Origin of the sequence: Anaerobacillus sp. CMMVII, from assembly GCF_025377685.1 — a bacterium.
Lineage (GTDB): Bacteria > Bacillota > Bacilli > Bacillales > Anaerobacillaceae > Anaerobacillus.
Genome location: NZ_JACEHK010000016.1, coordinates 242758 through 257021, shown reverse-complemented (window position 1 = coordinate 257021; position 14264 = coordinate 242758). Strand labels below are relative to the sequence as shown.

General features: G+C 36.7%; 11 protein-coding genes and 3 pseudogenes. 4 read left to right on the top strand and 10 right to left on the bottom strand.

The window, feature by feature from the left end:
• Positions 1 to 81 precede the first annotated feature (81 nt).
• Both H1D32_RS21350 and H1D32_RS21345 read right to left on the bottom strand, forming a co-directional pair.
• Complete coding sequence (locus H1D32_RS21350; protein ID WP_261180210.1) at positions 82 to 291, bottom strand: hypothetical protein; 210 nt, start codon at positions 289 to 291, stop codon at positions 82 to 84.
• A 165-nt stretch (positions 292 to 456) separates the two neighbouring features.
• Positions 457 to 1772, bottom strand: a pseudogene (locus H1D32_RS21345) (aminotransferase family protein).
• A gap of 209 nt (positions 1773 to 1981) precedes the next feature.
• On the opposite strand from H1D32_RS21345, the gene H1D32_RS21340 reads away from it, so the two are divergent.
• Positions 1982 to 3391, top strand: coding sequence for a sigma-54 interaction domain-containing protein (locus H1D32_RS21340; RefSeq protein ID WP_261180209.1), 1410 nt, complete (start codon positions 1982 to 1984; stop codon positions 3389 to 3391).
• A gap of 75 nt (positions 3392 to 3466) precedes the next feature.
• Here H1D32_RS21340 and H1D32_RS21335 read toward each other — a convergent pair whose 3' ends face one another.
• From H1D32_RS21335 to H1D32_RS21310, 6 genes and pseudogenes are all read right to left on the bottom strand, one after another.
• On the bottom strand, positions 3467 to 4228 hold the full coding sequence (locus H1D32_RS21335; protein ID WP_261180208.1) for a GntR family transcriptional regulator: 762 nt from the start codon (positions 4226 to 4228) through the stop codon (positions 3467 to 3469).
• A gap of 157 nt (positions 4229 to 4385) precedes the next feature.
• Positions 4386 to 5207, bottom strand: coding sequence for a PfkB family carbohydrate kinase (locus H1D32_RS21330; protein ID WP_261180207.1), 822 nt, complete (start codon positions 5205 to 5207; stop codon positions 4386 to 4388).
• Positions 5208 to 5224: 17 nt separating this feature from the next.
• Positions 5225 to 6079 (bottom strand): carbohydrate ABC transporter permease, encoded by an 855-nt coding sequence (locus H1D32_RS21325; protein ID WP_261180206.1) that lies wholly within the window; start codon positions 6077 to 6079, stop codon positions 5225 to 5227.
• A gap of 1 nt (position 6080) precedes the next feature.
• Positions 6081 to 6945: pseudogene (locus tag H1D32_RS21320) on the bottom strand (carbohydrate ABC transporter permease).
• 103 nt (positions 6946 to 7048) lie between these two features.
• Positions 7049 to 8335 (bottom strand): ABC transporter substrate-binding protein, encoded by a 1287-nt coding sequence (locus tag H1D32_RS21315; RefSeq protein WP_261180205.1) that lies wholly within the window; start codon positions 8333 to 8335, stop codon positions 7049 to 7051.
• A gap of 36 nt (positions 8336 to 8371) precedes the next feature.
• Complete coding sequence (locus H1D32_RS21310) at positions 8372 to 9355, bottom strand: SIS domain-containing protein (RefSeq protein ID WP_261180204.1); 984 nt, start codon at positions 9353 to 9355, stop codon at positions 8372 to 8374.
• 432 nt (positions 9356 to 9787) lie between these two features.
• Between H1D32_RS21310 and H1D32_RS21305 the strand changes: the two genes are divergently transcribed.
• Both H1D32_RS21305 and H1D32_RS21300 read left to right on the top strand, forming a co-directional pair.
• Positions 9788 to 10924 carry a serine hydrolase domain-containing protein gene (locus H1D32_RS21305; RefSeq protein ID WP_261180203.1) on the top strand — a complete coding sequence of 379 codons (1137 nt, stop codon included), beginning with the start codon at positions 9788 to 9790 and terminating at the stop codon, positions 10922 to 10924.
• A 133-nt stretch (positions 10925 to 11057) separates the two neighbouring features.
• Complete coding sequence (locus H1D32_RS21300; RefSeq protein ID WP_261180202.1) at positions 11058 to 12254, top strand: flavodoxin family protein; 1197 nt, start codon at positions 11058 to 11060, stop codon at positions 12252 to 12254.
• A gap of 75 nt (positions 12255 to 12329) precedes the next feature.
• On the opposite strand, the pseudogene H1D32_RS21295 reads toward H1D32_RS21300, so the two are convergent.
• Positions 12330 to 12973 (bottom strand): annotated as a pseudogene (locus H1D32_RS21295) (HAD family hydrolase).
• Between the two features lie 261 nt (positions 12974 to 13234).
• On the opposite strand from H1D32_RS21295, the gene H1D32_RS21290 reads away from it, so the two are divergent.
• Positions 13235 to 13558, top strand: a complete 324-nt coding sequence (locus H1D32_RS21290) for a hypothetical protein (RefSeq protein ID WP_261180201.1) — start codon at positions 13235 to 13237, stop codon at positions 13556 to 13558.
• A 44-nt stretch (positions 13559 to 13602) separates the two neighbouring features.
• On the opposite strand, the gene H1D32_RS21285 is transcribed toward H1D32_RS21290, so the two are convergent.
• Positions 13603 to 14184 (bottom strand): hypothetical protein, encoded by a 582-nt coding sequence (locus H1D32_RS21285; protein WP_261180200.1) that lies wholly within the window; start codon positions 14182 to 14184, stop codon positions 13603 to 13605.
• Between the last annotated feature and the right edge of the window lie 80 nt (positions 14185 to 14264).

The window sequence follows — 14264 nt, the reverse complement described above, 5'->3', positions numbered from 1 at the left end:
CTCAAGCTTGAGCTATCCACCACCCGCAACTTTGAAAGTAAAGTAGGAACAGGTTGTTCTGTTTACCTTTAACTCCAAATATTAAATAACGAAATTACCAACTACACTTTTTGTGTTTCTGGTTTGCTGTGTAACTGATTTTGAATGTTGTTCATATTTGTAACGCAAAACAAATAGCAGCCCTGATGATTGTTTTCTCATCAGGACTGCTTCATTAATTAAATACGTATGATCGTAGTTCCAGGTTGTCATAGTGAAAGTTTCCAGTCCTGGCATGAAAATAATCCTCATTAGTACCTACTTCCCACACCAGCATTTATTTCGACCCAAACGTCATGTCCGTGCTTTTTAAACTCTATGATCCTCTTCGCTCTCCCCCAACTAATAGTTATTAAAACATCAACTATCCCTTGTTCTGTACAGCTGCATTCCATTTCTTTAGGTTTTAAATTACTATTAAATAGTCTCTTCTACCGCTTGAATAGCTTCATTTAAAATGCTGATTAATTTATCGATTTGGTCTTTATTTATCGTTAATGGAGGTGCGAACACAAGCGTATCTTGGCCTTCAAAAACAACCGATCTACAAACGAGCCCTCGCTTCGCGGCTTCTCCAACAATTAATGGAGATAATGGTGTAGAAAATCTCTCATTTGTTTGTTGATCTTTTACAATTTCTATACCACCCATTAAGCCTAGGGCTCTAACCTCCCCAACAATATTTCGGTTTTTTTGTATCCATTTAAACCCATTTAACATTTCGTTCCCCATGAATGTCGCATTGTCGATCAAATTTTCTCTTTCAATGATTTCTAAATTTTTTAAGGCAACACTGCAAGCCATTGGGTGACCACTATACGTATAGCCATGCAAAAGTGTCCCAGTTGAAAGCTCAATAAAATCTTGATGCATTCGTTCAGAAATAACGACACCACCAAGCTGTGCATAACCACTTGTCACTCCTTTTGCAATACACATCATATCAGGAGTAACACCATAGTGCTCCATACCGAAATATTTCCTGTACGCCCAAAACCAGTGATCACTTCATCAGTGATAAATAAAATACCATACTCATCACAAATCTTTCTAACCTTTTTAAAGTAATTGTCAGGAGCAATATGAACTCCTCCAGCACCTTGTACGGGTTCAGCAATAAAAGCAGCAATCGTCTCTGGACCCTCATTTTCAATCACTTCTCGCAACGACTGTGATGAGAAATTTTCCACATAACAGAAATCAGGAGCTAATGAATTCGTAAAATCTCGAAATGCCTTCAAACCAGTTGCACTTGTCGCCCCCATCGCTACTCCGTGGTAAGACTTTTTTCTTGAAATAATTTTTTTTCGGCTTTGTTCCCCTTTTAAAATCCAATAATGTCGTGCTAACTTATAGGCAGTATCGTTCGCTTCAGAGCCACCTGATGTAAAAAATGTAGCCGTCAAGTTACTAGGAGTAATTTGCGACATTTTTTCAGCTAACTTGATCGCTGGTTCATTACTAAATGTTGCAAAACAAGAACTAAATGCTAACTTAGACATTTGCTCCATGGCTGCTCTTCCCAACTCCTCTCTACCATGACCAACATTCACATTCCATAGTGATGACATCCCATCGATTACCTTATTTCCTTTAATGTCCTCAAGGTATATTCCCTCACCTTTCATAAATATAAAGGCCGGTCCTTGTTGATGTTGTTGCTGAATCGGTGAAGTTGGGTGGAAAAAGTACTTTTTATCTAATTCCTCTAACTCTTTAATGTGATCTACCATTATATAAACATCCTCTCATTTTAAAAACTAGATTTACCAAAACATTTGCAAGAAACATGCCACCTTTAACAACCAGTAATATTACTCCACTTAACCCTTCAACCTACGTTGATTTAATTTTTAATTAAAAAGAGGGGAAATTTGATTTAATTATTGATTATTCTGTTAATTTTAATTTATAGTTTAATTAACTTACTATGAAATGGGCGATGATCTTGAACAGCAATACATTAGAAATGGAATTAAACAAAATAATCGAAACTTCTAACAACAATATTACAATCACTGATGAAAATGGAATTATTTTACGCTCCAATCCAAATCATTGGATCATGTATGGGTTAAAACCTGATTCATATATTGGAAAATCCGTATATCAATTTGAAGAGGAAGGCGTACTTTCACCTTCGATCAATGCCTTAGTTCTTAAAGAAGAAAAATACGTCCGTGCTATGCAACATACTAAGACTGGTCGCGTCGTTATGTCTACTGGTTTCCCGGTTTTTAATCATTCTGGTCGTTTAATTAGAGCCATTAGTTTTAGTCAAGACCAAACGGAAATTTTGAATCTTCAGTCACAATACAAACAATTACAACAAAAGATTAAAGGCTATCAAACAGAGGTCGAGGAACTGCGTGGGAAGAATTTGGGTCAGCACCCCTTTTTATTTCGAAGTACAAGTATGCAGCAAATTTTCAAGACCATTTCTCGAGTTGCAAAAACAGATGCAACCATTCTTTTTTTAGGCGCCTCAGGTGTAGGGAAAAGTACACTCGCTAGAGCCGTTCACGATCAATGTCTTAGAAAGACCGAGCCATTTATCGAAGTCAATTGCAGTACTATCCCTGAAACGTTATTTGAATCTGAAATGTTTGGATATGAACCAGGGTCCTTTACAGGAGCTCATAAAACAGGGAAACAAGGTTTGATTGAGCAAGCTGATAACGGAACGTTATTTTTAGATGAAATTGGTGAATTACCCCTCGCCATTCAAGTTAAATTACTTAAAGTACTTCAAGAGAAAAAAATAATGCGCATTGGCGCAAAGAATGAACGTCACGTCAATTTCCGACTGATCACTGCCACAAATCAAGACTTAGGGAAAATGGTTAATGAAGGAAGATTTAGGCTTGACTTATTTTATCGTTTAAACGTCATCCCCCTACAAATTCCTGCTTTAACCGAACGTAAGGAAGATATCCCCATCCTTATCCAGCATTACCTTCAAATGATGAACGAAAAGTATCAGACATCAAAGAAGCTACAGCCTTCTACCTATGAAGTATTATCGAATTATGATTGGCCCGGAAACGTTCGTGAATTAGAGAATATAATCGAACGTGTTGTTTTAACCATTGAGGAAGACACAATCTATCCACAGCACCTTCCTTTTCCCCTTAGACAAACGCTAAAAGAACCTGTCGGTAACGAATATTGGAACCTCGAGAAAAAAAATGCGGGCAAGAAAAGTTTGAAAGAAACACTAGAAGAAGTAGAAAAACACTTAATTAAGAGAGCCTTCGAGGAATGCAAAACTACGTATGAAATGGCAAAGTATTTAGGGATAAGCCAACCTTCTGTAATTTATAAGATGAAAAAATATCAAGGAGAACTCTAAAGAAGGGAACCGTCCCCACGCTTCCTACCAAAGCAAAAGGCTACCTTATTAATGAAGGTAGCCTTTCTGGTTATTTTAATGAGGTAGTTCTTCCTCGTTCATATCAACATCAATGTAAAACTTTATCTTATTTGCGTATAGATAGTATTTTGAATAATGGACTGGAACATCATATTCATCTCTGATAAGTTTTTTTATTTGTACAAGGGGTTCGATTCTGGAAACATCTAACAGGTTGCTAATCTCAGGTGAAGGTTGAACGATTTCCATTTCTTTTCTCGCTTTGCCGAACTTAATGCCGTACTTATTATGAATAATATTAAATGTTGAAACATTATCTTCTATTAAATCACTAATACCAGGATAAATATCTAAGGGGAAATAGGCAAAGTCAACACTAAATGCCTTATTTGAATCTTTTATAAGTCTAGCTAATTTCAATACCTCAAATGGTTCTTTTCGCTCAAATAGTTCCATTAGCTTCTCATCTGCTGTTACGATTTCATTGCTTAATATTTTCTTTGTAATCGAGTTTTGCCCTATCCACATTCCCTCTGTATATCCTTTTAGGTTAAGAATGTGGATTTGTTGCTTTGTTTCTCTTACGAACGTTCCACGACCATGCAAAATTTCAATGACACCCTCATTTGCAAGTTCCTTTAGCGCTCTACGTATCGTAATTCTACTTGTATCAAATAGGTCACATAATTCACTTTCATTTGGTAATTTCTCATCAGGAGCAATTTCACCGTTTGCGATCATTTCCTTAATCTTAATAATTACCTGTTCATATAAAAATACTGGATTCTCTGAACTTATCGATTTTTTTTCAGTCATAGCTACCCCTAATTCACTTTAATTATATCTTTATTATAACGTATTAGTTCGTTGAGACAAACTCAATTGACTCATAATTAAGAAAAAATGTAAATAAAGTCCGTCCGAAGAAGTTCAATTTGGCGCTTGAACAGGAGAGCTTTCAGTCATATAAGGATTATTCAGACAACTCTTTTGGATACCCAAACCCGCCATACACTTTGCAAGTCTCACTTGCTTTTGTCGCTGCGAATGTAAGGGAATCAGACATATTTTGTGTATCAACAAAAGCTGTTAAAAATCCAGCAATAAAACTGTCACCTGCTCCCATTGTATCGACCACATCGGTTTCAACGGGTTCCTGATCATACCTAGTACCGTTATAAATGAACAGGGCAGGTTTGGAACCTCTTGTAATTCCAATTACTTCGAGCTTGAATTTGGAAAGGGTATCAACTAGCTCTTCTAGCTCTGAATCGCTTAAATGAGAACCTGAAAAAAATCCGTATGAGATATGAGGACAAACTTTCTCTAGATAGTCATTCGTATATTTATCTGAAAAGTCAAAGGAAATTTTAATATAGTTGGATAAGCTAGGTAATTCTTCTTCCATTGACGAATAACAGCTAGAATGACAGAGATCGAAGTCCTTAATATAATCATAATCCTGCTGAATCAACTTAAGCTTAACAATATGTTGAACTGTATCCCTCGGACCACCTACAAAAACACGGTCCCCATCTTCCGTTAAATTCACTCTTGGTTGACCACTTACACCCTCTACTGTTCTTGAGCGATGATAGTCAATCCCTTCTATTTCTAACACTGATTTCAGATGTGCAGCCTTATCATCTGTGGCAAAAATTCCAATATAGCCCACCTCACTTGCTCCAGATCGCTTACAGTTAACTGCAACGTTCACGCAATTTCCCCCAGGGTAATAATTTCCCTGATCTAAGTAACAATCGACAACATTATCTCCAACAGCAATAATTTTCATAAAATCTTCCTTTCTTTTTAACCTTTAACAGATCCCTCTGATAAACCTCTTACTAAATGTTTTTGAAGTGCAACTAAGAGTACGATCATCGGCAATGACGAAATAACCATCCCCGCTAATAGAACGCCCCAATCAGTCCTTAATGCATCCCTAAAATTCATTAAACCTGATGGAATGGTCTTCAATGAGTTAGAATCTATGAAGATAGTAGCAAAGAGAAACTCATTCCAGGCAAAAAATGCGGTTAAAACTACAGCTGTTATCAAAATTGGTTTTGCGATAGGAAGATAAATCTTCCAATAGATGCCAAATTCGCTACAGCCATCAATAATCGCAGACTCTTCAAGTTCTTTAGGAATACTTAAAAAATAGGAGCGGATTAATAAAATGGTAATCGGCAATCGAAAAGCGATATAAGGTAATATAAGCGCCCATCTTGTATTGATAATGTCCAAAGAACTTAAAATCCCAAACAATGGTACAATGGCTACTTGAGGATTAATCATCATCCCGGCAATAATAAACACGAGTGCAAGGTCAATCATTCGAGTACGATACCTAGCCAATGAAAATGCTGCCATTGAACCAAAAACAATCACTGCGATAATAGTGGTTCCGGTGACTATCACACTGTTAATAAAGTAACTTGAGATCCCCTTTGACCATGCTTCGACGTAGTTCTGGATTTGCCAGTTACTAGGAAACCCCCAAACATTGTTATAAATTTCATCATAGGTTTTCATTGATGACACGACCATCCAAAAAAGAGGGTAAAGAATAACGATGGCACCTATAATTAAACCTAGCAATGTCAAACCTTCTCCAAAGCCAAAATGCTTATTTTTATAAGATGATTTGTTAAAAACCGCCATTTTAATCATCCTTTCCGGTACGAGACAAACGTATTTGAATTAATGCTAGTATCGCTGTGAGGACAAAAATGACCACTGCTAGAGTTGAGGCATAACCCATATTATCCTTTACAAACCCCTCCTGATACATATGAACAGCCATCGTTGTAGAGCTAAAACCTGGCCCACCATTTGTTAAAATATAAGGTTCGTTAAATACTAACATTGATCCCGTAATTGTAATGAGCGTGTTTACAAAGATTGCCTCTTTTACCTGTGGTACAGTTACACTGACGAATTTGCGAACTCTCCCAGCCCCATCTATGTCTGCTGCTTCATATTGTTCTTTTGGAATTTTCTGAATAGCAACGATAAACAATACCATGATAAAACCTATACTTTGCCATTGTGACATGGCAATGACAGCATAGATAGCTGTGGTAGAATTACCAAGCCAAGGTTTTGCAAATTGTTCTAGTCCTATCAATTCTAAAAAACTATTTAATAGGCCCATCTGTGGATTATATATAAATCCAAAAAGTAGTGCAATAACTGAAATTGAGATCATTACTGGCATAAAATAAACGACTCTAAAAAAATGGTGCAACTCTTCTAAATACTTTTTCTTCTAGTATATAGGCTAACACTAGGGCAAAAGCAACCTGCAAGGCTACTGAAATAACAGCATATTTTACGTTATTTGCTAAAGCAACTTTCACAACTTTATCGTCCCAAAATATCTTAAAGTTGTCCCATCCTACAAACGTTTTTGTCTGAGAAAAAACCGAGAAGTCATAGAAACTATTGTAGAAGTTTTGTATTAGAGGTATAAATACAAAAATGAGAAGTAAAACAATACTTGGGAGCAAGAAAAGAATTGAAGCCATCCTACTTCTATACTTAGGCAATGGATGTCACCCCTAACTTAGTAATTTATAAATCTAAGATTCAGGACGTCCCTGAATCTTAGATCAGTTGAGAAATAAACTGTTATTCAGTTCTCAGGCGAGCTGCACGCTGTTTGACATCATCGACAATTTCTTGAGGAGTCATCTGACCAGTTGCTAATGACTGGCCACCTCTCATGAAAATATCAGCAATGTTAATATTAACAGCATTATCAAACCATGGGACTGGGGCTGTGGCATTTAATACAATGTTATATGCTTCGAAGCTTTCAGGACTTGTATTCCCCTCATCAACTCCGCCTTTAATAGCATTTAATTGCCCATCAACTTTTGTAAATTCATAAGCAGTTTCTTGTGAAGTTAAAAACTTCAAGAAATCAACTGCTTCTTGTGGAGCATTTTTGCTTAACATCCAACCTTCTGGAGCACCTGTTAACGCATCAGGGTCTCCTTTTCCATCTGCGAATTTAGGGAAGTTAAAGAAGCCAAACTCCACCCCACCAATGTTTTTCACTAGCTTAATTTCTGCAAACTGCATATAAACGATAGGAATATCACCATTGCCGAACATATTTCTTGCTGTTTCATGGTCAATTGCAGTCGAGAGATCACCCATATAAGTAGTTAACTCTTGAAAGACCTCTAATCCTCTAATGTAACCAGGATCAGTAAACTCACCAGTCTTCGCATTATAGTCAGCAGCTAACACCTCAGGATCTAGCAATCTTTGAAAAATGGATCCCATATAGTGCGATACTGCCCAGGCATTTGTTAACCCTTCTACCAACGGCGTTTCGTAACCAGCAGCTTGTAGCTGATCTAATGCATTAATGAACTCATCATACGTTTTTGGCACTTGAATATTATGTTCCTCAAAAATTTCTCTGTTATAGAAGAAAGCCTTACCATCCATTGTAAATGGAACACCATAGGTAACACCATCAAACGTAAAGCCACCATATTGAGATTCGATAATATTTCCTGACCAAGCTTTATCAGCCTCTAAAATTTCATTTAAAGGTTTAATTCGCTCTGAAGAAACAAGGTTAAGTGCAAAGGAGTCTGACCAAGATGTAAAAATATCTGGAAGATTATCATTTGAAACTAGTACTCTAATTTTTTCTTTATAGGAATCGTTTAGAACAGCATCAACATTAATTTTCACATGTGGATTTGCATCCATGTACTCTTTTATTTTATCATCATAAAAAGACTTACGTGGCTCATTTGGCCATCTATGGAAGAAATTAATTTCAACGGTTTCCTCGCCAGTTACTTCTTTAGAAGAATTGTTTTCTCCAGATGAACAAGCCACAACTAGAGGAACAAGAAACAGTACTAGAATGACGAATGCAAATAATCTTCTCATTTTTACTACGCCCCTTTTTAAAATGTTAGTTTGTTTTTAATATTCCATTTTCCACATATAACGTCTAACAGATAACGGATGCCCCGTATGTTCAGCTAATCCATCAGCATACTGACGTAAAACAACTCCAGCAATTGCAGGTCCAAAATATTCTTTTAGATCTTCATCAATTCCCTGATAATCAAGCTCTGCAATATCTACGACTTCTACTTTTTCACTAAACTTTTGGACAAAATCAATTGCTCTCTCATCTAAAGGTCTACTAGCGCCTTCTCCTTTGATAATTAAGAAAGGAACATCATAATCCGTTACTTCAAACGGTCCATGGAAGAATTCACCAGAATGAATGGCATTAGAATGGATCCAAAGCATTTCCATCAATAAACAACTAGTAAATGAGTAAGCTTGATGAATATATGCGCCACTAGCCATTGTGTAAATAACTTTTTCCCTTTTGTTGACTTTACCAAAGTTAAAGGCTGTTTCAAATGTCCTTTTTTTGTTAACTTCGAAAAGATTTTCCAAGTGATTTAGTTGATTTAAGACTCTATCATACTTTTCATTTGGAGAGATCGCATTAAGAATACCGAAAATTAAACTATAATAAACCCCAGTCTCGCCGTCAATAGCATCAGACCCGTCTTTGTAATTATAGTGGACCACGTATTCTGCCGCTTGGCATAAAGGTGATTCAACCTCCATTGATATAGCTATTGTTAGGGCACCTTTTTCTCTAGCAAATTTCGCTGCCTCAACTGTCTCTGGCGTCGTACCTGAGTGAGAACGAAGGATCACGACACTGTTACTCCCTAATCCCTTTGGGTTACTATGAATGAATTCATTGGAAGTATACACTCGACTTGGAACATCAATTTCCCGATCTAAAAAATAATCTCCAGTTGCTAGTGACGCCATCGAACCTCCACACGCAACAAAATAAAAATTCTTAACCTCTTTAGCTTTAACGGCATTAACAGCATGATTGATTTGTTCTACATGTTCTAATTTCAAAATTAGCACCTCCGATATAATATAACATCATATGATGTCTTAAATACATCTTAGTTTCTTTTAAGATGAAAGTCAATCAGTTTTTAAAAAATTCTGTTAATTGTTTTTCGCTGTTTTTCAGCAAAATATGCATAAATTTTAATAGAGCATTCCTTGCAAGGTCACCGACGTTAAAGTTTTTCTAGTAGTCTCGTGCGTTTCAGAAGCGTGGGGACGGTTCTCGCGCTTCCTACACCTCAGACTTTCGTGCAACCGTCCCTTTGTTTTGTTTTCAAAATCTTCTTATTGTTTTACGAAAGATAAGTGGTCTAAGTGGTATAATTTAGGAGCGATTAGGAATTTTTGTTAATTAGTTATTACACTGTTCGCTTGAAGCACTGGTTCAAATAAAAAGTTTCATAGCATGAAGCTATTCATGTAACGGAGGTGTGAAAAATATCAATGAATTCAAATGAAACGCAAACAAGGTTACTTCAGGGCCTTTTGGACCAACTAATGGGTATGAAAGGTGTCAGGCATGCAATAATGGCTGTGGAGAGTAGAGATGGTTCGTTTAGTTGGAGTGGGGCTAAAGGCATTGCGCAGCCTGATGGAACGCCTATGGCGATTGATACGCCATTTTGGATCGCCAGCATAACAAAGCTCTACATTGCTTCATCGATCCTCAAGTTACACGAAACAAATAAGCTTTCCATTGATGACTTAGTTATCAATTATCTCCCTGGGGATCTGCTAAAGGGGGTGCATGTCATAAGCGGTGTAGATTATTATGATCAGTTAACGATCAAGCATCTAATGAGCCATTCCTCTGGGATCCCAGATTATCTGGAGGTTAAGGCGAAAGGTGGTAAAACAATAATCGATAGAGTACTAGAAGGAAACGACATGTCCTGGTCTCTTGATGACACACTACAAATAATTCAGAAAGTGAATACTCCCCTTTTCCCGCCTCAAGACTTTAGTAAAACGAAATACCGGATACGTTATTCTGACACCAACTTTCAAATGCTAATTGCCATCATTGAAACGGTAACAAAAAAAACTATAGAAGACGCTTTTAAGGATATGCTTTTTCAACCTTTGCATTTAGTAAATACATTTCTTCCAGGCTCTAAACCACTAGAACCTTTGGGACCTGTTGCTACAGTTTGGATTGAAGACACACCATTTAACAATAAGCCACAGGCGATGCGAGCTTTCGGGGATCTTAATAGTACTGTGAATGATCTCATCAAGTTTATGAGGGCTTTAGTCGATGGTAAAGTTTTTGATAAACCAGAAACTTTACAATTAATGCTTTCTCAGTGGCAAACATTTGGGTTTGGAATTAGTCTGTTAGCACCAGGTTGGCCGATACAATATGGACTAGGGATGATGCGCTTTAAAATGCCTCGTCTTTTTACGCCTTTTCGCCAGATGCCTGAATTAATAGGGCATACTGGTGCTGTTGGATCTTGGCTTTTTTATTGTCAAAAACTAGATATCATTGTTTCAGGAACTGTAAGTCAAGTAACAGCGGCTCCTGCCCCATTTAAAATAGTGCCAAAGCTGCTTCGGATACTAGAAGAAAAGGATTAGTTAAAGAAATCATTTGTGAAAATCCTCTTTTGGTGTGGACGATATTGTTTTTGGGGTGTATATCCTTACATTGCGAGTTAAATAGGTCAAATGAACCCACCACAAGGAACAAAGGTATTAAGGAGGGATAATAATGAAAACTTTGTTTGATTTAAGGGAAAAACAAGAGGATGATATTTATGATGCCATCCAAAATCTTTATAATGAACCATTGAACATCGTTAAATTAGAGGATCAAACTATAACTCCATGTACTGGCTGTTGGACATGTTGGCTAAGGACCCCTGGTAAATGTGTAATGAAAGATCAAATGACTGAATTTTATCCTAACTATGTAAACAGTAATACTGTAATATTACTAATGGATACAGCCCAAGGATTTATCAACCATCAAGCGAAAGCTTTTTTGGACAGGACAATTCCCCACTACCACCCATATATTGAATTGATAGATGGGGAGTGCCATCATGTTGCTAGATATGACTCCTATCCTGACATGGTATTTTTCTATGATACGAAAGGCTTAACAAATCAAGAAGAACAGATTATTGAAGATTATTTGTATCGTACTGCCTACCATTTTAAATCATCTAAAGTCTACCGCATTGTAAAAGGTGGTGCTCTTCAATTGCACCACCTAGAATCAAGGATGGCGAAAAATAAGATTATAGACTTTTCATCAATTGAACCGATAGAAAAACTAGTGATTTACAACGGTTCTCCTAGAAAAAGTGGTAGCAACTCAACACTTATCCTGAATAAAGTGAATGAAGCCCTTGGTGATAGGGTTGAGATACGTGATTTGAAAAAACGAGGTAAATGGGAGGAGTGGGCAGAATCTTTTAAAGGTGAGAAACATGTTATGTTCTTTATGCCCTTATATGTCCATGCAATGCCTTCCCACGTAATGGGATTTATCGAAAAGCTTCAAGTTTCTAAAGGGAGTATAAGCTTTTTTGTACAATCTGGTTTTCCTGAAAGTAGTCAATCTCACTATCTCGAGGCATACTTCGAACAATTGGCGCTCAGATTAGGAAGAACTTATAGTGGTACAGCCATTAAGGGCGGGGTTGAAGGTTTGCAGGTGAGACCGATTAAAGCTCAAGAAAATATGATTGAACCGATCGTAAAAGCCATTGTGAACTTAGTGTATGAAGGGTACTTTAACGAAGCAACTATTCGCAGATTAGCCAAACCAGTTCGATTTAATAAAAGTGGGCAACTTTTCTTGAAATTATTTACGAAGATTGGACTATTAAACTATTTTTTCTGGGATCCACAACTGAAAAAAAATGGTGCGTATGAAAAACGGTTTGATCGTCCTTACTGATGTGACATGGTGACGGTTCTGCTGCTTCTTTCGTTTTGCTAAACGAAAGAAACAGTAGAACCGTCACCGCGCTTCCTAAATACGTTTTATCACATCAGCCAACCCCATTTCTGCCATCGATCTAAGACGTAAATGGTGATTTACAAAAGGTAATGCTTCAGTAACAGGGTTAGGAACGATGACGCATTTTAATCTAGCTGCTAAAGCTGCTTGAAGTCCATTTAATGAGTCTTCAAAGACAACTGCCTCGTTGGGATGAATATTTAATGCTTCAAGTGCTTTTAGGTACAAGTCCGGTGCTGGTTTTACTTTGTCAACATCATCCCGTGTGATAATAAAGTCAAAATAGCCTATAAGCCCAAGTTCAGTTAAATAGTAAGTGACCCATTCTTTTGTTGAACTAGACGCGAGAGAAATTTTGTATCCTAGCGACCTCGCTTCATCTAAATAATCCTTCACACCTTCACGGGCCTGGGGAGATTTCATCATTTCTTTATGTAGCCCTTTTGCTTTTTCTTTTACCTCCTGAATATCACAACTTTCCCCAATCTGTTCTTTCAAATAAGTAAAAAAGAAGTTCCATCTGAACCTACTACTTTAACAAACTGTTCTAGATCCAACTCAAATTCAAATACATTCAAAGTTTCTTTATAAGCCTGAAACCATGCTGTCTCTGTGTCTATAATTAAACCATCAAAGTCGAAAATTACAGCTTTTATCACTATACTTCCCCCTATTTAGTTCCTTTAAGTAATATAGGTATTTATTTTTTGAGCGTAAAACCTGACTGCCCTAGTCCACACCTGTACCTCCAATTGCTGTGCTACATTTCCATATCTCACTATACAGCTAGTTAATAGAAAATTCTATTTTTCATTGTTTAATTATGGAAATACAACCGTTCGGAAATGCTATAATGAAAATGTGTTTATTTAATAATTTCTCAAATAACGCTACATAATGAAAGGAATGATTTTTGCATGTATCAAATTGGAGATACGATTATTGCAGATATTGAAGGACAAAAAAAGGAAGCTGAAATTGTAGAAATTGAAAAGATTTTTCGTGAAACGGATGGAAACGGAGATTTTGTGGAACATGGACTCATTTTACTTGAAAGTGCAATTCCTACCATTCAACTTCCATATGAATACCATGAGGATATCTTAATCGTCTTTTATCCAGAAAGTAAAATTGAAGAAAACAAAGACGATAACAAAGTCATTTATCGATGTAAGGACCATGCGTATACACTACAGATTGATGATTACCGTATTGTTGTAGGTGAAGAACAATTGATTTAATCAATTCATTCGACTGACACCCTTTCTTGGTAGGAATACACCTGTTACAAATCCATTACCATTAAAGCTAAACATTGCTTTGCAAAATTATCCGCAGCCTTTTCATGGGGAATGTTTCGATACTTCTTCTTCTCCTTATATGTGTAACCGTGTTTCATTTCTGAAACAAAGCGTTTGTAGAAGTATTCTCCCTTATCGAAATAATCAAAAATGCGATCTCGTTTCTCCTTCCCATTTCCGCCAATCAGGCCATGGAAAAGGTGACCGACTTCATGAAGACAAACAAAGGCAGCATATTCAAAGCATTTAACTTCACTTTTATTCATTTCAAGTACATATTCCTTATTTTTGTAGTCTTCTGCAATGGCCATAATGTTTAAATAGATGACCGCTTGAAAATGTTCCTCATCATACACCCCTAATTCGCCTGGGAAATTGATCGGTTCATCCGTAATATTGAAAACAATATCTTCGATTACTTTTTGATAAATTGAACTGGTCAACCAAGTAATTGTAGCATGGATACCTTTCAAAGCCTCTGTCATATGAAGCTTTGAAACACCAAATTTATCTTTAATATACTCGTCTGCTTCATCTAAGTAATCTATCATTTCAATAATTTTCATTTTGAGCACACCCTGTTTTTTGTAGTAAAAACACTCAACGATACCATTGGCTCATTAAACTTCCTTATGAAATGATATTC

Excerpts from the sequence above, each read along its gene's own strand:
- H1D32_RS21350 (WP_261180210.1), bottom strand. The coding sequence starts at position 291 with ATGAGGATTATTTTCATGCCAGGACTGGAAACTTTCACTATGACAACC.
- H1D32_RS21340 (WP_261180209.1), top strand. The coding sequence starts at position 1,982 with ATGATCTTGAACAGCAATACATTAGAAATGGAATTAAACAAAATAATC.
- H1D32_RS21335 (WP_261180208.1), bottom strand. The coding sequence starts at position 4,228 with ATGACTGAAAAAAAATCGATAAGTTCAGAGAATCCAGTATTTTTATAT.
- H1D32_RS21330 (WP_261180207.1), bottom strand. The coding sequence starts at position 5,207 with ATGAAAATTATTGCTGTTGGAGATAATGTTGTCGATTGTTACTTAGAT.
- H1D32_RS21325 (WP_261180206.1), bottom strand. The coding sequence starts at position 6,079 with ATGGCGGTTTTTAACAAATCATCTTATAAAAATAAGCATTTTGGCTTT.
- H1D32_RS21315 (WP_261180205.1), bottom strand. The coding sequence starts at position 8,335 with ATGAGAAGATTATTTGCATTCGTCATTCTAGTACTGTTTCTTGTTCCT.
- H1D32_RS21305 (WP_261180203.1), top strand. The coding sequence starts at position 9,788 with ATGAATTCAAATGAAACGCAAACAAGGTTACTTCAGGGCCTTTTGGAC.
- H1D32_RS21300 (WP_261180202.1), top strand. The coding sequence starts at position 11,058 with ATGAAAACTTTGTTTGATTTAAGGGAAAAACAAGAGGATGATATTTAT.
- H1D32_RS21290 (WP_261180201.1), top strand. The coding sequence starts at position 13,235 with ATGTATCAAATTGGAGATACGATTATTGCAGATATTGAAGGACAAAAA.
- H1D32_RS21285 (WP_261180200.1), bottom strand. The coding sequence starts at position 14,184 with ATGAAAATTATTGAAATGATAGATTACTTAGATGAAGCAGACGAGTAT.